This window comes from Bhargavaea massiliensis (genome assembly GCF_050480245.1).
Taxonomy (GTDB): Bacteria; Bacillota; Bacilli; order Bacillales; family Anoxybacillaceae; genus Anoxybacillus.
Map to the genome: position 1 here is coordinate 1 of NZ_JBCNEQ010000074.1, position 20061 is coordinate 20061.

The window sequence follows — 20061 nt, forward strand, 5'->3', positions numbered from 1 at the left end:
ATCCTGCGTGCTTCCCTCAAGGGAGCGACATTCCGTAGTGCACCAGACTACTGGGGTCCGTCTATATATCGGACTTTTACGTACCATAGATACAACGACCTCATGACCTCAGCTGCAAGGAGACCATTCGACAGAAGGTTGTTTTCATCCTTCCGATGGTGACGAAATTTTTTTGTCATGGGAGTCTATATAGTAAATTAAAAGAAAGCTATAGCTATTTATTTGAACATTCAAAATTGGTTGATTATGGGAACAAATACGTTGATTTAGAATCCCATTTTATGACCTATATAAAGAATATTTCCCAAGATTTACAATTAGATATTTTATGCGCTATAATACGAAGTAAAGTTAGAAAAATAGATGTTTAGATTAATTAGGATCATCATAAACCACGTACACATCCCAACCTTCGAAAAAATAGGTATTTCAAAGTATGAAAGAATGAGTTGTTTGTTAAATATATTTAAGAATAGATGAGGGATGGTTTTATGTTAAGAAAAAGCTGGGAGTTTTTTATTTTGTTTAACAAAGAAGTTTTTTATAACAAAATCGCATTACTTTGGACACTTGTTATTCCTTTGTTTTTCATGGTATTTAACCATCTTTCTTGGTTGACTAATCCTCCAAACTTCCAATCATTTAAAAATAATATTTTTTTATATTGGAGTTTTATGATTTTAATTAACGCAATAAACGGTGTAGGGATTTCTATTCTAATGCTTCGAGATAATGGTTTTCTGAAGATGTTTAAATTTATTGCTCGTAATAAACTACCAATTATATTAGGAAAGATTGGGTCACAATGGTTTTTTGTCACTATCAATCTTGTTATTTTTACTGCTGCAAGCGCTCTACTGTTTCACCAACCTGTATTTTCTGTATTAAGCATTGCAATCATAGTAGCTATTATAGTACCACTACCTATTTTCTTTCTTTTTCTATGTATAAGTTCTTTGCCGTATCGTCAGGAAACTATTTCGCCGATATTTACTATTTTGATGTCTTCTCTTATATATTTTGCAAATGTTGAGGTGAATCATAAAAGCTTATTAGTATTAAATCCTGCTAGTTTTATACTAAATGTATCTAAACTTATTTCAGATGCAGTTTCTAATCATGTTTGGGATATAACATTATCGTATACATTAGTAGTGATCATGGGTGTTTATATTTTAATAGGAGTCTTTTCTTATAAAATAATAGATATTACACCTAAAGCAGGTCGAATATAAATAAAAAGGAGAGAGAAGAAAATATGAAAATAAACTCTCTAACTCATTACTATAAAGGTCGTTCATCCCCTGTTTTAAACCAATTATGTATTGAATTTGATCCAAATAAATTAAATGTAATTGTAGGATTAAACGGAGCCGGAAAGACGACATTATTAGATATTATAAGTGGTGTTATACCCTCTGCACAGTTTCATAGTCCATTTGCAGAAGAGGATGTTGTATATCAAATGCAAGGTGTTCCTCTTCCGTCGATTATGAAAGGTAAGGACATTGTTCGCCTAATTCTTAAGTGCGATACACCTTTTTCTTTTTCGAAAAGTTTAAAGACATTTATTGAATCCTTAACGCCAAGAGAAAAAGAACTATTGAATAGATTATGGGATGTAAGAATAGGAGATATGTCTGTTGGAGAAAGAAGATGGCTTATTATCAAATCAGTTTGTCAACTTGAACGAAAACTGTATATTTTTGATGAACCTACTGCTGGTATTGATCCTGACACTAGAAATTACGTACTTAGTAGTATTAACCGTTTGGTCAAAAAAGGTAAGTTGGTTATTATGTCTACTCATATTCTCCATGAACTAGAGTTTATTGATTGTAAAATACATTTTTTACATAAAGGTAGGATTCTATATGAAGGAGACTACGTGTCTTTTTTAAGAAAACATAATACCGAGAATCCAGATATTGCTTTTCAAATGTTTATACAGGAGCAAGGGGGAGAATTAAATGAGGAAACTATGTTTGTCTAATGGTCTTCGTCTACTAATTGACAAAATCCCCTACGCTAAATCGGTTTCTATTGGAGGAAACATGAAACAAAAGAGACGAATGGAATAGCTCATTTCATTGAACATTTGTTGTTTAAAAACCAACTTAATTTTTCTAATATGTGATGCTAGTATATTTTTATGGACACATCTTAGTTCAGTTTTTGAATATTTGACTAAAATGCTAATGAAAGGATGTGTCCCTATGGGTAACCAAAATATTGGTATAAAATTCAATGAAGACTTCAAAAAAATGGTGGTAGATCTTTACGGTACTGGAAGGAAAGTTAAGGACTTAAGCAGCGAATATGGCGTATCTGAAGTAACGATTTACAAATGGATCAAAAGATATTCTCCAGTAATATTGTGGTTTATGATTTTGTTTGATTAAGAAAAATCGAAAAACCTTGATAAATCAACGTTTGTAAGGTGTTATTTTCTCATGCAACAAGCAAAAATAATCAAGTTTGAAATGGAAGGTAGTATTGGGTAATAAACGAGCTGATGATCTGCGTGATGCAGGTCATCGGCTTTTTTTGTATGTTATGGTAAGATAAATGTAGGTGATGAATATGATTTATGTCGGATTAACGGGATGGGGCGACCACGATCGTCTATATCCGTCACGTCTTGCCGCAAAAGATAAGTTAACAGCATATGCGGCCCATTTTCCAACTGTCGAGGTCGATGCGTATTTTTATGCGATTCAGCCGCGTCAAAACGTTGAAAAATGGACGATGGAAACGCCGGAATGTTTTCAATTTATCGTTAAAGCGTATCAAGGGATGACGGGTCATCAACGTGGAGATATTCCGTATGCGAGCAAAGAGGAGATGTTTACAGCATTTTTGCAATCCATTGAGCCGTTTCAGCAAGCAAATAAGCTTGCGATGGTGTTGTTTCAATTTCCACCGTGGTTTGACTGCCAAAAAAAGCATGTCCATTATTTACGCTGGTGTCGGGAACGAATGGGGGATGTCCCCGTTGCACTTGAATTTCGACATCAATCGTGGTTTTCGCCCCCGTTTTACGAAAAGACGTTGCGCTTTATGGAAGAAGAGCGATGGATTCATAGCATTTGCGATGAACCGCAAGCGGGAGAAGGATCGGTACCGACCGTTCTTCATCCAACTGATGCGCATAAAACACTCATTCGTTTACATGGTCGGAATGTAGCTGGCTGGAATAAACGAGATGATGAAAATTGGCGCGCTGTTCGTTATTTATATCGATATAACGAGCAAGAGTTACAAGAGTGGGTACAGCATATTCGCATGTTACAAACGAAATGTGAACACATTTACGTCTTATTTAACAATAACTCGGGTGGAGATGCCGCTGATAATGCAAAACAGTTTTTGCAGTTGTTAGGTATTGAGTATACGAACTTAGCACCGCGGCAATTAGATTTGTTTTCATAATGGGGGATGACAATGGAGTATATATTTCTTTTAGTGATCGGCTTTTTAGCAGGAACGATCGGAAGCCTTGTCGGTTTAGGGGGAGGGGTGATTATCGTTCCCGCGCTTCTTTTTTTAGGCGCTGCACGTGTATTGCCAGCCATTTCACCACAAATGGCGGTCGGTACATCGCTTGTCGTTATTATTTTTAACGGGTTATCATCAACTTTAACATATATGAAGCACAAAATGGTGGACTATAAAAGCGGTTTATTTTTCTTCATCGGCAGTGGGCCGGGGGCAATGCTTGGTGCATGGGTGAATCAACATGTGCATATGCAATATTTTTCGCTTTATTTCGGATTATTTTTAATTGCTGTTTCGTTTTTACTTATGTTTCAATCTCAGTTATCACCGTCTAGAAAACGCACATTTCCTGTTGTACGGACATACATTACGAACGAAGGAGAGGAAGTGACATACGGCTATAATCCGTTCATCGCTACGCTCATTGCGTTTGTTGTTGGTTTTGTGGGCGGGTTTTTTGGTATTGGTGGCGGATCGCTTATGGTGCCTGCGATGATTTTATTATTTTTGTTTCCTCCCCACGTAGCCGTTGCTACATCGATGTTTATCGTTTTTTTATCATCCATTGTTAGTTCACTAACTCATGTGTTTATAGGAAATGTTGCATGGGCGTTTGCGCTTTCGCTTATTCCGGGCGTATGGATGGGAGCGAAATGTGGAGCATGGCTCAATCGACGACTAAAAGGAAAAACAGTTGTGACGCTGTTGCGAATCGTACTTATTTTGCTTGGCGTCCGTTTAATCATGCAAGGACTTGGATTGTAAAGGGAAAGGTGTGTTGCAAGCGTTGAGGGAGACGATACATATTTATCATACAAACGACGTCCATAGCCATTTTGAGCGTTGGCCGAAAGTTGTTCATTATTTAAAAAACGAAAGAAGAAAGCACGTAAAAAACAATGAGCATATGGTGTTGCTTGATATCGGTGATTTTATTGATCGATTTCATCCATTGACAGAAGCATCAGACGGGAAGGCGAATGTTATTCTTTTAAACGATGCAGCATACGATGCGGTTACGATCGGGAATAACGAAGGCATTACGCTTAGTCACAAACAACTAGATACGTTATATGCGCATGCCACATTTCCTATTATTGTTGCGAACGTTTTTTATGAAAATGGAAAGCGCCCACATTGGATGAAGCCGTATGTCATCATGACGTTTGGACGTGCCCGCATTGCGTTTATAGGTGTGACCGTGCCATTTCAGACGTTTTATGAGCTGCTTGGATGGCGCATTGCTGATCCGTTTGATACTGTTGCTCAGCTTATTAAAGAGCTTTCGAAACAAGTGGATGCGATTATTTTGTTATCTCATTTAGGGATGAATGATGATGAAAAGATGGCAGAAACGTTTCCACAATTAACGGCGATTTTAGGTGGTCATACGCATCATGTATTCGAACATGGAAAACGAGTGAATGAAACATTGCTTTGTGGAGCGGGGAAATTCGCTCATTACGTTGGTTGTTTAACGTTGACGATAGATGAGAAAAACAGAAAAGTGGATGCGGTTGCGCATGTGCAACATACAGATGCATTCGAGCATGAATGTGTAGAAACGAAACGAAAATTAGATGAAATGATGGACGAGGCAGCGCGAATATTGGCGCAACCGATTGTACACTTGCCTGAGTCACTGCATATTGACTGGTTTTCACCGTCTCCGCTAGCATCGCTGCTTGCCCAAGCGTTAAACGAATGGTGTGATGGCGATGTGGCAATGGTCAATGCAGGGGTGTTACTTGCATCGCTGCCAAAAGGTGTCGTGACAAAAGGGGACATTCATCGCATTTGTCCGCATCCGATTAATCCGTGCAAAGTATATTTGCGCGGAAGCGAATTAAAAGAAGTTATTTTACAAGCAGAAACAGAGCAGATGAAACAGTTGCGCATGAAAGGATTCGGATTTCGCGGCGAAGTGATGGGGCAAATGGTGTATGACCGCATTATTGTTGAAAAAGAACAACTCGTTGACGGTCAAGAACATGTGCGTCGCATTTTCATTAATCATCAACTAATTGATGAGCAAAAAACGTATGCGGTGGCGACAATTGATATGTTTACGTTTGGTCATTTATATCCTGAAATATATCGTGCAAAAAAGCAATATTATATGCCAGAAATGTTGCGTGACGTGCTTGCATGGAAGCTAAAAAACATGTATGAACGATAGGCACTTTTCTTTCCTTTATTCATACATTGAATAAAGGAAAGGAGCGTGAATATATGATTGAGGTCAAACCGTTATGGATTGACGGAGAACCGTTTACAGCCATTTCTGTTCAGTTGCCTAAAACGACGTTGTTAGCTGTCACCAATGATAAAGGATACATTATGTGTGGGGCATTAGATGTGGCGTTGTTAAATGAAAAATTGCGTGATCGTGGGATTATAGCAGGGAGGGCCGTAGGGGTGCGAACAATTGACCAACTGTTAGAAGCACCGCTTGAGTCCGTTACGTTTGCTGCTGAACAATTAGGTATTTTACGTGGCATGAAAGGAAAAGACGCCCTACTTCGTATGAAATAAAATAATAATCCCCTGCTCGACCGCATACATATAGCGTGAGAGGAGGGGATTATTGTTGTATCATCAACTGCGTAAAAGAAGAAAACCGCTACCCGTCCGCTATATTTTTTTATTAACGTTTGTTTTTTTTATTGTTTCGACTGTTGCGGGTCTTTGGTTTATTAATAGAGGAATTGGGCCAACGCTTATGGTAATTGCAGAAAAAGAAACGCGTCGTTTAGCCAATTTAGTCATTAATAATGCGATCAATCAACAAATTGCTGAAGATGCGTTCAATGTCGAAAACTTCATTAAAATTGAAAAAGATGAACACGGGAAAATTTCTGCCATTGATTTTAATACGACCGTTGTGAATCGCGTGCTGGCCAAAACGACAAATCGTGTACAGCTAAATTTAAAAGCGGCATCGGAAGGAAAATTATCAGCACTCGAGTTTCCAGACGTACAAGTTGAAACAGAACAAGAACAAGGAATCATTTATTATATCCCGCTCGGACAAGCAACGAATAACGTATTATTAGGAAACTTAGGACCGCGCATCCCCGTTCGCTTTTATGTGATCGGCGATGTTCATTCGGATGTGAATAAAAGTATTCGTCCGTTTGGAATTAATAATGCTTTAATAGAAATAGCCATTCATATTGAAGTCAACGTGCAAGTTATTATTCCATTTGCGACAAAAACGGCAACGATTCGAAACGACATTCCTGTCGCTATTCAAATTATTCAAGGGGAAGTTCCGCAATTTTACAATCAAGGTGGAGAAGGAGATACGTCGATTCAAATTCCTGTTAAATAATGAAAGCAATTAAAATGTACATGATGATCGGTATAGCTATGATTTAGAGGGTATCGCTCATGCAGTAAAGAAAAGCCGTCAGTCATAAAAAAAGATGGGGCAAAATGCCTCATCTTTTTTTCATTCGTTCTTGTCTTTCCCACTGTTTTAAGTGAGGATACGGATCAAACGACCATTCTGTATAGCCATTATCTTTATACATCCCATAATGAAGATGAGGTGGAAACTTACCTGACGTTCCGGGTGGACCGTACCCAGAGCTTCCGACGGAACCAATTAGCATGCCCGGTTCCACAATGGAACCTTCTTCTATGCCATTGGCAAATCCGTTTAAGTGTGCAAGGTAATGGTACGTATTGTTTATATCGCGAATACCGATACGCCATCCTCCATATTTGTTCCACCCTTTTAATTCAACGATGCCGTAACATGTTGACCGAACTGGTGTGCCGTAATGGGCAAAAATGTCCGTTCCTTCATGAATGCGCCGTCCCCCCCAACCGCGTGCATCTCCCCATGTGCTTCGATAACTATATTCAAATCGTCGCGGAATCGGAAATGCGTATTGGTCGAGTTGTAATGTTCCGAAATGTTTATATAACTTCACTTTTCCTAAAATGATATCGACGGTTTTGCTTCGCTCGTAGTAATCCCATAGCGCCATTTTAATATGCGTATGGTCTGTTCCGTATGATCGTAAAAAGCGGGCAAATGCAAATAATACGTCTTCATCGTTTGTTCGATCGGCGATACCGTCCCCGTTTCCATCTATGCCGATGCCACCAAATTGGCTAATTGTAAATGGATTTTGATCTTCTTTATTCTGATTGAGCGGTCCTGCCCAGCGCTCAGGAGGAATGTAAATGCCAATCACTCCTGTTAATTTCGGCAAATCTCGACGCGCTTGGCGAATGTTTCGTTCATACTGATCGACCGCTGCAAAATAATACCATGGGATCAACGAAATTGCTTCTGCTTTTTTATAAAGCTCCATTCGCTTATTATATAGATCATCTGGTGTAGCAGCGAATGATTGTAGCGGAATGAAAAGAAGAACGATCAAGCACCATAATGTCTTCACGCATTCTTTCTCCTTTCTCCGATGTTCATATCATTAGTTTGAGGTAATCGATTGTTTTCATAAATAAAAAATGTTGGAAAAACAAACTGTTTTGTATTGTAAGCCAATAACTCGTATAATGGGTAATGTACATTAACGAGTGGAGCGTGAAAATGATGTCAACAAAAGAACAGCACCTTCGCAAACCAGAATGGTTAAAAATAAAGTTAAATACGAATGAACATTATACAGGCTTAAAAAAGATGATGCGCGAAAAACAACTGCATACCGTATGTGAAGAAGCGCGTTGTCCAAATATTCATGAATGCTGGGCTGTTCGCCGGACGGCGACGTTCATGATTTTAGGCGATGTATGTACGCGCGCCTGCCGTTTTTGCGCTGTTAAAACAGGTTTGCCAACGGAATTAGACTGGCAAGAACCAGAGCGTGTGGCGGAGTCTGTTCGTTTAATGAATTTAAAACATGTTGTCGTCACGGCTGTTGCACGTGATGATTTAAAAGACGGTGGAGCGGCTGTATTTGCAGAGACTGTACGCGCCATTCGCCGAAAAAATCCGCTGACGACGATTGAAGTGTTGCCATCCGATATGGGAGGGGTATACGAAAACTTAAAAACGCTCATGGATGCTCGTCCTGACATTTTAAACCATAACATTGAAACAGTTCGTCGCCTCACTCCGCGCGTTCGTGCCCGCGCAACGTATGAGCGTTCGCTTGAATTTTTACGTCGCGCAAAAGAGATGCAGCCGGATATTCCGACGAAATCAAGCTTAATGGTCGGTCTTGGTGAAACGAAAGAAGAAATTTTAGAGGCTATGGACGATTTACGTGCAGTCGGAGTGAATATTTTAACAATCGGACAATATTTACAGCCGACAAAAAAGCATTTAAAAGTAGAAAAATATTACCATCCGCATGAGTTTATGGAATTAAAAGAAATAGCGTTAGCGAAAGGATTTAGCCATTGTGAATCTGGTCCGCTCGTTCGTTCATCTTATCATGCAGACGAACAAGTACAATCGGCAAAAGCGAATGAGTAAGGACGAGGATGTCCCCTTCATATGAAAGGGACATCCTTTTCATTTATTGCATCATGTTCATTTCTTCTCGTTGCACGCCGTTTTCGTTTTCACCGCTACTCACTTTTCTTCCTTGTGGTGATTTCAGCATGTCTTTAATTGTTTGTTGTAAAATTTGATCGACATTTCGACTATTTGCGTCTAAGCGGCCGAACCGCTCAATGTCTTGAAACATGCGCGGATTATCCGAAACGTATACGTGATAATAGCGCGGCACGACAGAAATCGCTGTTTTCTTCACTTGATCGGCTGTCTCAAACCGATTCGTGCTGTCGGTTTTGTAAACGACAAAGACGGTATCATCTGTGACGAGTGTTCCAACATCGTAAACGTTTGGAAGCTGTGTGCACAATTTACTAATTAAATCAGCGACATTTTCACGATTTAATACAGGTATTGTCGCATACTGCGTTGTGTCTCCTGGAATTGGACTTTTCTGATGACGAACGTAACCAAAATTCGTTAACCGCGAATCAGTACCATTTCGTACGCCATGTTCGTTATATAAATCGTTTCGTGAACGGACGTTAATCGTTGTTCCGCTCTTTTCATACAAAGAGGTTGATTCGTTCAGCTCAGCGCATCCAGATAATAAAGCGATTGCGCTCATTCCCGTCAAGATCCACGTTTTTCGCAAAGCAACTCCCCCCTTCTTTCTTATTATTCGTTTTATGGAAAGAATCATAATGATGATTGCTTGGGAGAAAGACATGTTTTATGATAGAAATGGAAAGAAGAGGTGAGAGTTATGATTTGCATTCATAATACGTGTTATGAGCTTGTGGAAAATGTGCGCAACGGTTTTAATGAAGAAGCGTTTCGAGCGCGTTATACAGACGTTTTAAATAAATATGATTACATTGTCGGTGATTGGGGATATAATCAACTTCGATTACGAGGGTTTTTTGATGATGATAATCAAAAAGCGACATATGATACGAAAATCAGTACATTATCGGAATATTTGTTTGAATATTGCAATTTTGGTTGTGCTTATTTTGTGTTGCGCAAAGTGAAAAAATAGGTCAGACGTGCTGGCTTATTTTTTTAAAGGATAAGAAAGTATAAAATTTAGAATTTAGGAAGCTGTCTAGCTCCACGCGCCATCGGCTCGAGTCGCTTCGCCCCACACTGCGGCAGCGAAAACCTCCTCGGTTGGGCTTGTGCGCTCTTCGCCGATAGGCGGGCGCTTTTCTTATGAATATGGCTGTTGTCCATTTTTATTCGGATCATCGTGAACGGGATGTGCCCCCGGGTCTTGGCGCGGAATGTTTTGATGGAGCGACTTGTACTCATAATTAAACGCACTGTAATATCGCTGTCCTTCTCGCCATGGGGTGCTTTTGTTTTGTACAAGTTCATCTTTCCCTCTTGGGGCGCCGTACGGTCCTTCTGGCAACGTCTCTGGAACGAGAAAATTTTTCCTTGCTTCTACCGTTGAGAAATCATGATATGTTTCATCGGTCATGTTACGCTCTTCCTTTCTTTTTTTACATAGCGTTCCATTTAACCGACAATTTCATGTAGGAAGCTCCGCAACTCATTTGCATCTTCTTCGTTTAAGTTGTATACGTGCTCAATGTATCCAGGTTCTTGCAAATCGTCTGAACCGATAATCGCATATCGGTTACTTTGTAAATCAAGCACAAGCACTTTTCCATAAAAACGATCCGTTTGGACGATCGCTAAATCAAACCGCTCAGTTTTGCCGGCGAAGCCGACAAAACGTGTTTTCGTATCGACTGTATCATCATATAAAAAGAAACGCTCCATATTCAAACCTCCATATGTTTTTGTTTGCTTCTTCATCTTAACAAATTTCTGTTAGCTGTGTAAAAGAAAGCGCTATGCTACAATAGAAGAAAAACAAAATGGGAAGGGAGATCGCCGGTGTATTTTGTTGATCGTCAAAAAATCGAAAAAACATTGCAATATATGGAACAAACTGTTCATTATGTTGAACAATCGTTTCACACACCTGTCGAAAAGCTCGCCCTTGAGCGTATTGGACACGTAATCATTGAATCGATCATCGATGTTGGAAATGCGATGATTGACGGTTTTATTATGCGCGATCCGGGAGGCTATGACGATATTATCGACATTTTAGTTGATGAACGTGTCATTTTAACTGAAGATGGCGAGGCATTAAAACAAATCATTCGTTTCCGTAAAAAGCTCGTTCAACAGTATATCGATGTGCCGCATAACGAATTGCTTGAAGTATTGCGGAAACATAAACAAGTACTTGAGTCATTTCCCCTTGCTGTTCGCACGTATTTACACAATGAACTTGGGCCCGTGTCCGCCTTTTTAAACGAAAATGTTTAAAAATTGTGTGTATAGGGAAAATCGTTTAAAATGGAAGAGGGTGAAACATGATGCGAAAAAAAACCTCTTCCACAAAAGAGCAAATTTTAAAAATGTTAAAAGTACAGAAACGGCTAACAGTTGGTGAAATGGCGGACCAATTGCAAATTACAGAAATGGCTGTCCGACGTCATTTAAGTGCATTAGAGCGCGAAGAACTGATTGAATCCACGCTTGTTCGTCAACCGATGGGAAGACCAACAAATGTATATCAATTGAGCGTCAAAGGGCATCAACGTTTTCCGCGTCATTATCAGCAAACGATGCTTGATTTTTTAGCTGATTTAGAACAAATGGGCGGAAAGCGAATCGTAGCGGAGTTGTTTCAAAACCGGCAAGAACGAATGAAAAAGTTATATGAACAGCAGTTTGGCGATAAATCATTTGAAGGAAAAATAAAAGAGCTTGTTGTGGTGCAAAACGAGCATGGATATATGTCGGAGCTATTAGAACATGATGATGGGTCATTTGAGCTAGTTGAGCATAACTGTCCGATTGCTGAAGTAGCTCAGGCGTATCCAATTGCTTGCGAATGCGAACGAAAGTTGTTTGAAACGCTCATCCATGAGGCGGAAATTGTTCCGAAGACATGTTTAGCCGATGGGGATGATGCGTGTCGTTACCATATTAAGCGAAAAAAATGAACAATCGTTGACATTCGCTGCGCCCTTTTTGACAAAGATCGTTGTTTTGCGTTAAAGTGTGAACGTGCAAGTTGTCAAAAGGAGTGGCAAAAGTGAAAACGTATAAAGGATATTTAATTGATTTAGATGGCACGATGTATCGTGGGACAGAACGAATTGAGGACGCATGCGCCTTTGTGCATCGCCTTTATGAAAAAGGAATTCCGTACTTATTTGTAACAAATAACTCTTCTCGCACGCCAGAACAAGTGGCGGAAAAGTTGTGTACATTCGGCATCCCTGCTACGAAAGATCAAGTATTTACGACAAGTCAGGCAACAGCGAATTATATTTATGAAAAGAAGCCAAATGCCTCTGTTTATGTCATCGGAGAGGACGGCATTCGCCGAGCGCTTGAAGAAAAAGGATTTACATTTGCGAATGAAGATGCCGACGTTGTTGTCATGGGCATTGATCGCAGCATCAATTATGAAAAATTAGCGATTGCTTGTTTAGCTGTTCGCAATGGAGCGATGTTTATTTCAACAAATGGTGACATTGCTATTCCAACGGAGCGTGGACTTTTACCGGGAAACGGCTCGCTTACATCTGTTGTCGCTGTTTCGACACAAACAAAGCCTATTTTTATTGGCAAACCAGAAAAAATTATTATGGAGCAAGCGCTTGAAGTGCTCGGTGTTCCGAAAGAAGAAACGTTAATGATTGGAGATAATTATGATACCGACATTATGGCAGGGATGAATGCCGGAATCGATACGCTTCTCGTTCATACAGGCGTGACGACGAAAGAAATGCTACAAACGTATGAGCGACGACCAACGTATGTTGTTGATTCGTTAAAAGAATGGATGGAACGCATATAAAAGGTGCCTAGTGTGGGCACCTTTTTTACCTATTCAACGTGAGCCGCACGATGTGCTAAACGGCTTGAAGCGGCAGCAGCAATCGCTCCAACAATATCGTCTAAAAATGTATGACAGTAGCCAGAAGATTTATCATTTAATTGTTTTAAAATACCTGGTTTTTGTTTATCAATATAACCGTAATTTGTGAAACCGATAGAACCATATACGTTGACGATCGAAAGCGCTAAAATTTCGTCAACCCCATATAATCCCTCGTCTTTTGCGATAAAAGATTGAAGTGGTTCTTGCAACAACCCTTTTTCTGCTAATATATCGAGCTGAATACCGGTGAAAAGTGCATTTTGTACTTCGCGTTTTGTAATGACCCGATTCACGTTATGAATGCATTCGTCCATTTGTAAGTTCGAATGGTATTTAGATTGTAAATAATAAACGAGTTCAGCAATATGTTCGATTGTTACGCCACGATCCGCGAGCCATTGTCGTGCAATTTGCTCCATTTTTCCTATCTTTTTTTCCTCCATCCACTTCACCTATTTCTTTATTTTATTTTTTTACAATGTATGTGTTTTTTTATGAAACGTGCGTTGATTTCTTCACTCATATGAAGTTTATACGTATTTTATTAAACATATACATGAAAGAAGGAGGGATGGGCAATGGATTATTATTTTCGCATCGATCATATCGAGAAAATAGGCGATCGTTTTATTGTTCGGAGCGGTGACGACATTTATGTAGCGGTGCCGACAAATGAAAAAGAAAGCGATATGCAGCAATTATATTACATGGCGATGTACATGCGAGCACAAGGTGATGAAACGATTGCCACGTTGCTACCGACGAAAACAGGGCGGCTCATTGGTATGCTGCAAGGAGAACAAGTGAGTGTATGGAAAATTGAAAATCGGATGCAAATGGGCGATATTGCACAACAGCTCGCATTATTTCATCGGCGTGGACGCACATATCCGTATGCTGTTTCATCGCGTAGCCGATTTGGACAATGGGGAGAACTATGGGGACAACGTATTGATCAATTAGAACAATTTTGGCAACTACAAGTAGAATCACCTAAAAAAAATGATGTGGATAAACGGTTTATTGAGACGTTTCCGTATTATTTAGGTTTTACGGAAAATGCGATTCAATATGTCGTTGATACACAGTTAGATGAAGTTCCGATGCGTAGCGATATGCCCACGATTTGTCATGAACAGTTTTCACAACAAACATGGGAGACTGGAAAAATACCGACAGACTGGGTGTTTGATCATGCAAGTCGCGATGTTGCGGAATGGATTCGGAAGCAATGGTTAACAGCACGCTCAGACGAAACGATTGTCCGCTTTTTACAAACGTATGAGCATAGTCAATCGCTTAGCCGTTTTGCTTGGCGAATGATTTATGCCCGTTTACTATTTCCGCTTCATTATTTTCAAGCGATTGAAAACTATTATGGTTCAGAAGGTGACATGCGCCAAAGCTATGCGCAACAATTGCGACAAGTATTTGATGGGATGGAAACTTATGAACAAAAGCTTCGTCATTTTCATGACATGACTACTGTGTCCATTCCTCGTCTCGATTGGTTGTAAATATGATAAAATAAAACAAAGGACAATGTACTGAAGGAGTCGAGGATATGGGAAAGCCGTATGTGTTTATTACTATCCATGCGAAGGTATGGAAGAAGCTCTATAGTACACAAGAACCCCGTGGCTTTAGCCATCGGGAGGTTCAGCGCATATCGGAAGTGCAACGAAAGAAACGAGATATGCGATGATGGATGTATGTTGCCGAAACGTCATAGCCGTGTTAGAAGGAAAAGAGCCTTATACACCTGTACGAATGAATTAGAGCCCATTGGCTCTTTTTTTTATTTTTTTAGAAAATTTTTAAACATAAAACGTTTTCATATGGTACGATAGTGAAAATAAGGATTGTAAATGAAATGGAGATCGTCTATAATGTCTACTATACAAAAACAAATGTTCATTACAGAAAAACAAGAGGTGGAGAAGATGGTAGAAAGCGTGTCAGTTGGATTGTTAGGGTTAGGAACGGTTGGCAGCGGCGTAGTGAAAATTATTAAAAATCATCAAGATAAATTAATGCACCAAATTGGCTGCCCTGTCGATATAAAAAAGGTCGCAGTTCGTGATCGCAGCAAAAAACGAGATGTCGTTTTGCCAGAATCGGTATTAACGACAAATGTTGAAGAAGTCATTCATGATCCGAACATTGATGTCGTTATTGAAGTGATGGGAGGCGTTGAAGAAACGCGTCGATATATATTAGAAGCATTGAAAAACGGAAAACATGTCATTACAGCAAATAAAGATTTAATGGCGTTATACGGAACAGAGTTGCTTTCGGTTGCATCTGAACACGGTTGCGATTTGTTTTATGAGGCAAGCGTAGCTGGAGGTATTCCGATTTTGCGCAGCCTTGTGGATGGATTAGCTTCCGACCGCATTACGAAAATGATGGGGATTGTGAACGGAACAACGAATTATATTTTAACAAAGATGAGCAAATTCAATCGGCCATACGATGAAGTGTTAGCTGAGGCGCAGGCGCTCGGCTACGCTGAAGCGGATCCGACAGCAGATGTGGAAGGGTTAGATGCAGCAAGAAAAATGGCGATTTTAGCTCGTCTCGGTTTTTCGATGAATATTGATTTGCAAGATGTGTACGTCAAAGGAATTACAGGAATCACAGAAGAAGACTTAAATTACAGTAAACGGCTTGGTTATACGATGAAATTAATTGGTATTGCCCATCGAAATGGCGAAAAAGTAGAAGTGGGCGTGCAACCAACATTGTTGCCAGAAACTCATCCGCTTGCATCTGTAAACGACGAATATAACGCGGTTTACGTCTATGGTGAAGCAGTTGGCGAGACGATGTTTTACGGCCCGGGGGCAGGAAGCTTGCCGACAGCAACGTCTGTCGTGTCAGACTTAGTTGCTGTGATTAAAAATATGCGTCTTGGTGTGAACGGAAGAAGCGCGGTAACTCCGCAATACGTTAAGCAATTAAAAGACGATAGCGAAATATACTCCAAATATTTCTTGCGCATTCATGTGAAAGACCAAGTCGGGGCATTTGCAAAAATCACATCGCTCTTTTCCGAACGAGGAGTGAGTTTTGAGAAAATTTTACAATTGCCTTTAAAACAAAAAGATTTAGCTGAAATTGTTCTTGTTACGCATCAAGCGTCATTAAAAGACTATCGTGATGTGTTGCAACAGTTACGCGATTTAGAAGTCGTCGAAGAAGTGAAAAGTTCGTATCGAGTAGAAGGGGAAGGTGCGTTGTAATGTGGAGGGGATTGTTACATCATTATCGTGAATATTTGCCAATCACAGAACAAACACCAATGCTATCGCTAAATGAAGGAAATACGCCGCTGATTCCGCTTATTCATTTGTCGGAAAGGCTTGATGTGGAGTTATACGTCAAAACAGAAGGAGCTAACCCGACAGGCTCATTTAAAGATCGTGGAATGGTCATGGCGGTTGCCAAAGCGAAAGAAGAGGGAAGCGATACAATCATTTGTGCTTCGACAGGCAATACGTCTGCAGCAGCAGCGGCATATGCTGCCCGCGCAAATATGCGTTGCATTATCGTCATCCCAGACGGGAAAATTGCGCTTGGGAAGTTGGCACAAGCGGTCATGTATGGTGCAGAAATTGTTGCGATTCAAGGAAACTTTGATCATGCGTTAAAAATGGTGCGCCGTTTGAGCGAGATTGCGCCTGTTACGCTTGTCAATTCGGTCAATCCGTATCGCATTGAAGGGCAAAAAACAGCAGCGTTTGAAATTTGTGAGCAACTTGGGCAAGCGCCTGATGTTCTTGCCATTCCGGTCGGAAATGCTGGAAATATTACGGCGTATTGGAAAGGGTTTAAACAATTTCATGAAAAGCATGGGACAAAATTGCCGCAAATGCGCGGTTTTGAAGCAGAAGGAGCGGCAGCGATTGTGCGCAATGAAGTAATTGAAAATCCTGAAACGATTGCGACAGCGATTCGAATTGGTAATCCAGCAAGTTGGGAATACGCCGTTCAAGCCGCAAACGAATCAGGCGGGAAAATAGATGAGGTAACAGATGCGCAAATTTTAGAAGCGTATCGTTTACTTGCACGCGAAGAAGGAATTTTTGCTGAGCCAGCTTCATGCGCATCGATTGCGGGTGTGATGAAACAAGTAGAAAGCGGAGAAATTGCAAAAGGAAGCCGTGTTGTTGCAGTTCTTACAGGAAATGGATTAAAAGATCCGAATGTCGCGATGGAAGCAACGAATATACAACCGATCGTCTTGCCGAATGATGAGGAAGCGGTGTTTGCGCACATTCAAGGGGCTGTTCTCCAATGAATGGCGGCGAGATGTTAAAAATAGTTGTCCCAGGAAGCACAGCGAACCTCGGACCTGGCTTTGATTCAATCGGATTAGCTGTATCGTTGCATTTAACGTTGGAAGTGGTGCGTGCTGAAGCGTGGGAATTTGTGCCGAGAACGGCTGAGGTGAAAAGCATTCCCACAGGGGAAAACAATTTAATTTATCAAGTAGCAAGCGAGCTAGCGAGTCAGTATGGCGTCATATTGCCGCCTTGTCGAGTGTTTGTATCAAGTTATATCCCTTTTACGCGAGGGTTAGGTAGTAGTGCCGCAGCGATTGTAGCCGCCATTGAATTGGCCAATGAGCTTGGACGTCTCGGTTTGTCAAAAGAGGAAAAAATGCGAGTGGCTAGCATATATGAAGGGCATCCTGATAATGTTGGCGCCTCTTTGTACGGGGGATTAGTAATCGGCAGTCATTTAAAAGAGCACACACATCTTGTGCATATTCCGCACATTCCGGTTGATTTAATTGCTGTTGTTCCCACATATGAGTTGGAAACAAAAAAGTCACGCACCGTTCTTCCAGATGCATTGACACGCGAGCAAGCAGTAGAGGCAAGCGCCATTAGTAACGTCCTTGTCGCAGCGTTGCTCACGCACAATTGGATGCTTGTTGGGAAGATGATGGATGCAGATGTATTTCATCAACCGTATCGCGAACGTCTTGTACCTGAATTACAACACGTACGCACAGTAGCGAAGCGGAACGGGGCGTTTGGGGTTGCTCTAAGCGGTGCTGGTCCGACGGTGCTCTGTTTTGCTGAACAAGGGCGAGGAAAAGAAGTATATGCTTCGTTACAAGTAGCGTTTCCACATTGTGACGTTCGAATGTTATCAGTAGAGACAACAGGTAGTCGTGTATACAGGATGGCGTTAGGAAAATAAGTTTTTCTAACATAAAGAAGGGTGTCCAATCATTTAGGGACACCCTTTTTGTCATTAAAATACTTGCTCAACTTCAACAACGCCAGGAACTTCTTCAAGCAATGCGCGTTCAATGCCAGCTTTTAATGTAATCGTTGAGCTTGGGCAACTACCGCATGCGCCAAGAAGACGAAGTTTAACAACGCCATCTTCTACATCGACTAATTCACAATCCCCGCCATCGCGGAGTAAAAATGGACGAAGTTTATCTAACACTTCTTGCACTTGTTGTTTAATATCTTGATCTGCCATTTTCATCGACTCCTTTCACTAATTTTATTATAATCATCATGATAAAAAAAATCTATTAACTTTACTCGACTTTTTTCCAAGGGGGAGAATAAATATGATTGAAATATGTGTGTATGGGGCAGAGACGATTTGTGCCTCTTGTGTCGGTGCACCATCATCAAAAGATACGTACGAATGGCTTCAAGCTGCCATTTCACGCAAATATCCGAACGATTCATTTAAGTTCGTGTATGTTGATATTTTTCATCCACCAGAAGATGAAGAAAAGCGTCAACTTGCGCAAAAGGTAATTGATGAAGACTTATTTTATCCTGTTGTTGTCATTGATGGTGAGATCGTTGATGAAGGAAATCCGAAATTAAAAAACATTTATGAAGCGATTGAAAAAAGGGCGAAATAACTCGCCCTCAGACTGTTGAAAACACCTTGATTAAAAATCTAAGGTGTTTTCAGCATAGGAAGATCGTGATTTTGTTATGTTAATACTAATCATATGACACATAAAAACAGCGAATTAATATCCATTATGGTACTTGTACATCCACAAAACACCTGATTTTAGAAGACGAGGAACGCGTCCGATCAGTGGCCGATCGGCGACGAGGCCAAAACCGTGTTTTTTTCCTAATGATCCTAAAACGCCTTTTAATTTAATTGGTGGAAATTCGCTCGGCGGTTCTTCACCTTTCCAACGTTTTTGTAGTACTTGAGCGATTTGTTCTGCTTGGCCTTCAGCAAGCTGAGCGCTTGGAGCGTGCGGTAAACTTGCACAATCTCCAACAACATATACATTTTCCATATTTGGAATGTGATGTTGTGGTGTTAACACGACACGTCCCTGGCTGTCTTTTTCGACATCGAGGTCGCGGACGACACGATTCGCCTGAACGCCAGCAGTCCATACAATCGCATCACAATGGATCGCTTCATCGTGGTTGTACAACGTATGTTCTTCAACTTTCGTGATGTTGGATTGACGAATAAGTTCAACACCGTGCGAATGAAACCATTGCTCGACATAATGGCTAAGCCGTTCAGGAAACATCGATAAAATGCGTGTGCCGCGGTCAAATAGCTTAACGTGTAAGTCTGGACGACTCTCAACTAATTCGCTTGCTAGTTCCACACCGCTTAGTCCCGCACCAACGACACCAACGATGCTATGTGGTGGAAGATTGCTTAGTTTTTGATACGTTTCTCTTGCTTTGTCGATTGTTTGAATGCTATAAGTAAAAATGTCTGCACCTGGTACACCGTGATACTTATCTTCACAGCCTAGCCCAATAACTAGGTCATCGTATGGAATACATGTTCCGTCTTGGAGATGAACGACTTCGTGATGTAGATCAATTTTTTTGACCTCACCAAATACGTATGATAGGCGGGGGTGTTCTGGGAATGGGACGCGAATATGTTGATCGCTAATCGTCCCAGCAGCCAAAGCATAATATTCTGTTTTTAAGCAGTGGTACGGAACACGATCGATTAATGTAATATGAATATGTTCTGGTAAATTTGGAAGGATGCGGAGTAAAATGCGCATATTTCCGTATCCGCCGCCAAGTAGCACGAGGTTTCTCATAGAAGCTTTCCCCTTTTGATA

At 40.6% G+C, this 20061-nt stretch carries 25 protein-coding genes and 2 pseudogenes; 20 read left to right on the forward strand and 7 right to left on the reverse strand.

Annotated elements, in window-relative coordinates; translation table 11 throughout:
- The first annotated feature begins 491 nt into the window (after positions 1-491).
- From ABEV15_RS12855 to yunB, 9 genes and pseudogenes are all read left to right on the forward strand, one after another.
- Positions 492-1235 (forward strand): hypothetical protein, encoded by a 744-nt coding sequence (locus ABEV15_RS12855; RefSeq protein WP_498853445.1) that lies wholly within the window; start codon positions 492-494, stop codon positions 1233-1235.
- Between the two features lie 23 nt (positions 1236-1258).
- Positions 1259-1993: an ATP-binding cassette domain-containing protein gene (locus ABEV15_RS12860; protein WP_053532354.1), complete on the forward strand. Its 735-nt coding sequence runs from the start codon at positions 1259-1261 to the stop codon at positions 1991-1993.
- Positions 1994-2077: 84 nt separating this feature from the next.
- Positions 2078-2137, forward strand: a complete 60-nt coding sequence (locus ABEV15_RS12865) for a hypothetical protein (protein WP_374699887.1) — start codon at positions 2078-2080, stop codon at positions 2135-2137.
- A gap of 79 nt (positions 2138-2216) precedes the next feature.
- A pseudogene (locus ABEV15_RS12870) lies at positions 2217-2372 on the forward strand (transposase); the annotation flags it as partial.
- A gap of 211 nt (positions 2373-2583) precedes the next feature.
- Entirely contained in the window at positions 2584-3432 is an 849-nt protein-coding gene (locus ABEV15_RS12875) for a DUF72 domain-containing protein (RefSeq protein ID WP_429635620.1), read from the forward strand.
- Positions 3433-3444: 12 nt separating this feature from the next.
- Positions 3445-4263: a sulfite exporter TauE/SafE family protein gene (locus ABEV15_RS12880; protein WP_498853446.1), complete on the forward strand. Its 819-nt coding sequence runs from the start codon at positions 3445-3447 to the stop codon at positions 4261-4263.
- A gap of 22 nt (positions 4264-4285) precedes the next feature.
- Positions 4286-5677 (forward strand): bifunctional metallophosphatase/5'-nucleotidase, encoded by a 1392-nt coding sequence (locus tag ABEV15_RS12885; RefSeq protein WP_498853463.1) that lies wholly within the window; start codon positions 4286-4288, stop codon positions 5675-5677.
- 53 nt (positions 5678-5730) lie between these two features.
- Positions 5731-6033: a YunC family protein gene (locus ABEV15_RS12890; RefSeq protein ID WP_429630400.1), complete on the forward strand. Its 303-nt coding sequence runs from the start codon at positions 5731-5733 to the stop codon at positions 6031-6033.
- 52 nt (positions 6034-6085) lie between these two features.
- On the forward strand, positions 6086-6832 hold the full coding sequence (gene yunB, locus ABEV15_RS12895; RefSeq protein WP_498853447.1) for a sporulation protein YunB: 747 nt from the start codon (positions 6086-6088) through the stop codon (positions 6830-6832).
- Between the two features lie 109 nt (positions 6833-6941).
- Here the strand turns inward: yunB and ABEV15_RS12900 are convergent, their stop codons facing one another.
- Positions 6942-7913, reverse strand: a complete 972-nt coding sequence (locus ABEV15_RS12900; RefSeq protein ID WP_498853448.1) for a M23 family metallopeptidase — start codon at positions 7911-7913, stop codon at positions 6942-6944.
- A gap of 125 nt (positions 7914-8038) precedes the next feature.
- Between ABEV15_RS12900 and lipA the strand changes: the two genes are divergently transcribed.
- Entirely contained in the window at positions 8039-8953 is a 915-nt protein-coding gene (gene lipA, locus ABEV15_RS12905; protein WP_327850487.1) for a lipoyl synthase, read from the forward strand.
- Positions 8954-8996: 43 nt separating this feature from the next.
- On the opposite strand, the gene ABEV15_RS12910 is transcribed toward lipA, so the two are convergent.
- Positions 8997-9629, reverse strand: a complete 633-nt coding sequence (locus ABEV15_RS12910) for a YhcN/YlaJ family sporulation lipoprotein (protein WP_429630389.1) — start codon at positions 9627-9629, stop codon at positions 8997-8999.
- A 111-nt stretch (positions 9630-9740) separates the two neighbouring features.
- Between ABEV15_RS12910 and ABEV15_RS12915 the strand changes: the two genes are divergently transcribed.
- Positions 9741-10016 carry a YutD family protein gene (locus ABEV15_RS12915; RefSeq protein WP_429630387.1) on the forward strand — a complete coding sequence of 92 codons (276 nt, stop codon included), beginning with the start codon at positions 9741-9743 and terminating at the stop codon, positions 10014-10016.
- Positions 10017-10187: 171 nt separating this feature from the next.
- Here the strand turns inward: ABEV15_RS12915 and ABEV15_RS12920 are convergent, their stop codons facing one another.
- Both ABEV15_RS12920 and ABEV15_RS12925 read right to left on the reverse strand, forming a co-directional pair.
- A complete protein-coding gene (locus tag ABEV15_RS12920) occupies positions 10188-10460 on the reverse strand; it encodes a cytosolic protein (protein ID WP_498853449.1) in 273 nt (90 codons plus the stop codon).
- A gap of 38 nt (positions 10461-10498) precedes the next feature.
- Positions 10499-10765, reverse strand: coding sequence for a DUF3055 domain-containing protein (locus ABEV15_RS12925; protein ID WP_429630383.1), 267 nt, complete (start codon positions 10763-10765; stop codon positions 10499-10501).
- Positions 10766-10882: 117 nt separating this feature from the next.
- On the opposite strand from ABEV15_RS12925, the gene ABEV15_RS12930 reads away from it, so the two are divergent.
- From ABEV15_RS12930 to ABEV15_RS12940, 3 genes are all read left to right on the forward strand, one after another.
- On the forward strand, positions 10883-11323 hold the full coding sequence (locus ABEV15_RS12930; RefSeq protein ID WP_429630381.1) for a DUF86 domain-containing protein: 441 nt from the start codon (positions 10883-10885) through the stop codon (positions 11321-11323).
- Between the two features lie 47 nt (positions 11324-11370).
- The gene (locus tag ABEV15_RS12935) at positions 11371-12006 is read left to right on the forward strand and encodes a helix-turn-helix transcriptional regulator (protein ID WP_429635628.1); all 636 of its coding nucleotides are present in this window, start codon (positions 11371-11373) and stop codon (positions 12004-12006) included.
- A 92-nt stretch (positions 12007-12098) separates the two neighbouring features.
- A complete protein-coding gene (locus ABEV15_RS12940; RefSeq protein WP_429635629.1) occupies positions 12099-12869 on the forward strand; it encodes a 5' nucleotidase NucF in 771 nt (256 codons plus the stop codon).
- A gap of 29 nt (positions 12870-12898) precedes the next feature.
- Here ABEV15_RS12940 and ABEV15_RS12945 read toward each other — a convergent pair whose 3' ends face one another.
- The gene (locus tag ABEV15_RS12945) at positions 12899-13396 is read right to left on the reverse strand and encodes a phosphatidylglycerophosphatase A family protein (protein WP_429630375.1); all 498 of its coding nucleotides are present in this window, start codon (positions 13394-13396) and stop codon (positions 12899-12901) included.
- A gap of 135 nt (positions 13397-13531) precedes the next feature.
- On the opposite strand from ABEV15_RS12945, the gene yutH reads away from it, so the two are divergent.
- The 5 genes and pseudogenes from yutH to thrB all read left to right on the forward strand — a co-directional run bounded on the left by yutH (position 13532) and on the right by thrB (position 18167).
- Positions 13532-14470 (forward strand): spore coat putative kinase YutH, encoded by a 939-nt coding sequence (gene yutH, locus ABEV15_RS12950; RefSeq protein ID WP_429630373.1) that lies wholly within the window; start codon positions 13532-13534, stop codon positions 14468-14470.
- Between the two features lie 148 nt (positions 14471-14618).
- Positions 14619-14732 (forward strand): annotated as a pseudogene (locus ABEV15_RS12955) (D-glycerate dehydrogenase); the annotation flags it as partial.
- Positions 14733-14896: 164 nt separating this feature from the next.
- Entirely contained in the window at positions 14897-16198 is a 1302-nt protein-coding gene (locus tag ABEV15_RS12960; protein ID WP_429630371.1) for a homoserine dehydrogenase, read from the forward strand.
- Positions 16198-17256, forward strand: coding sequence for a threonine synthase (gene thrC, locus ABEV15_RS12965; protein WP_429635631.1), 1059 nt, complete (start codon positions 16198-16200; stop codon positions 17254-17256). Before ABEV15_RS12960 ends, thrC begins: the two co-directional genes overlap by 1 nt.
- Positions 17253-18167 (forward strand): homoserine kinase, encoded by a 915-nt coding sequence (thrB, locus tag ABEV15_RS12970; RefSeq protein WP_429630367.1) that lies wholly within the window; start codon positions 17253-17255, stop codon positions 18165-18167. Before thrC ends, thrB begins: the two co-directional genes overlap by 4 nt.
- Before the next feature lie 54 nt (positions 18168-18221).
- Here the strand turns inward: thrB and ABEV15_RS12975 are convergent, their stop codons facing one another.
- On the reverse strand, positions 18222-18458 hold the full coding sequence (locus ABEV15_RS12975) for a NifU family protein (RefSeq protein WP_003398276.1): 237 nt from the start codon (positions 18456-18458) through the stop codon (positions 18222-18224).
- A gap of 94 nt (positions 18459-18552) precedes the next feature.
- On the opposite strand from ABEV15_RS12975, the gene ABEV15_RS12980 reads away from it, so the two are divergent.
- Entirely contained in the window at positions 18553-18858 is a 306-nt protein-coding gene (locus tag ABEV15_RS12980) for a YuzD family protein (RefSeq protein WP_429633704.1), read from the forward strand.
- Positions 18859-18972: 114 nt separating this feature from the next.
- Here the strand turns inward: ABEV15_RS12980 and ABEV15_RS12985 are convergent, their stop codons facing one another.
- The gene (locus tag ABEV15_RS12985) at positions 18973-20040 is read right to left on the reverse strand and encodes an NAD(P)/FAD-dependent oxidoreductase (protein ID WP_429633697.1); all 1068 of its coding nucleotides are present in this window, start codon (positions 20038-20040) and stop codon (positions 18973-18975) included.
- Positions 20041-20061: the final 21 nt, after the last annotated feature.

What these genes read in the sequence shown, in the direction of transcription:
- ABEV15_RS12925 (WP_429630383.1), bottom strand. Translation starts at nt 10,765, where the DNA reads ATGGAGCGTTTCTTTTTATATGATGATACAGTCGATACGAAAACACGT.
- ABEV15_RS12975 (WP_003398276.1), bottom strand. Translation starts at nt 18,458, where the DNA reads ATGGCAGATCAAGATATTAAACAACAAGTGCAAGAAGTGTTAGATAAA.
- ABEV15_RS12945 (WP_429630375.1), bottom strand. Translation starts at nt 13,396, where the DNA reads ATGGAGGAAAAAAAGATAGGAAAAATGGAGCAAATTGCACGACAATGG.
- thrC (WP_429635631.1), top strand. Translation starts at nt 16,198, where the DNA reads ATGTGGAGGGGATTGTTACATCATTATCGTGAATATTTGCCAATCACA.
- ABEV15_RS12935 (WP_429635628.1), top strand. Translation starts at nt 11,371, where the DNA reads ATGATGCGAAAAAAAACCTCTTCCACAAAAGAGCAAATTTTAAAAATG.
- ABEV15_RS12920 (WP_498853449.1), bottom strand. Translation starts at nt 10,460, where the DNA reads ATGACCGATGAAACATATCATGATTTCTCAACGGTAGAAGCAAGGAAA.
- ABEV15_RS12915 (WP_429630387.1), top strand. Translation starts at nt 9,741, where the DNA reads ATGATTTGCATTCATAATACGTGTTATGAGCTTGTGGAAAATGTGCGC.
- ABEV15_RS12855 (WP_498853445.1), top strand. Translation starts at nt 492, where the DNA reads ATGTTAAGAAAAAGCTGGGAGTTTTTTATTTTGTTTAACAAAGAAGTT.
- ABEV15_RS12980 (WP_429633704.1), top strand. Translation starts at nt 18,553, where the DNA reads ATGATTGAAATATGTGTGTATGGGGCAGAGACGATTTGTGCCTCTTGT.
- ABEV15_RS12875 (WP_429635620.1), top strand. Translation starts at nt 2,584, where the DNA reads ATGATTTATGTCGGATTAACGGGATGGGGCGACCACGATCGTCTATAT.
- ABEV15_RS12985 (WP_429633697.1), bottom strand. Translation starts at nt 20,040, where the DNA reads ATGAGAAACCTCGTGCTACTTGGCGGCGGATACGGAAATATGCGCATT.
- yutH (WP_429630373.1), top strand. Translation starts at nt 13,532, where the DNA reads ATGGATTATTATTTTCGCATCGATCATATCGAGAAAATAGGCGATCGT.
- ABEV15_RS12890 (WP_429630400.1), top strand. Translation starts at nt 5,731, where the DNA reads ATGATTGAGGTCAAACCGTTATGGATTGACGGAGAACCGTTTACAGCC.
- thrB (WP_429630367.1), top strand. Translation starts at nt 17,253, where the DNA reads ATGAATGGCGGCGAGATGTTAAAAATAGTTGTCCCAGGAAGCACAGCG.
- ABEV15_RS12880 (WP_498853446.1), top strand. Translation starts at nt 3,445, where the DNA reads ATGGAGTATATATTTCTTTTAGTGATCGGCTTTTTAGCAGGAACGATC.
- ABEV15_RS12960 (WP_429630371.1), top strand. Translation starts at nt 14,897, where the DNA reads ATGGTAGAAAGCGTGTCAGTTGGATTGTTAGGGTTAGGAACGGTTGGC.
- ABEV15_RS12860 (WP_053532354.1), top strand. Translation starts at nt 1,259, where the DNA reads ATGAAAATAAACTCTCTAACTCATTACTATAAAGGTCGTTCATCCCCT.
- lipA (WP_327850487.1), top strand. Translation starts at nt 8,039, where the DNA reads ATGTACATTAACGAGTGGAGCGTGAAAATGATGTCAACAAAAGAACAG.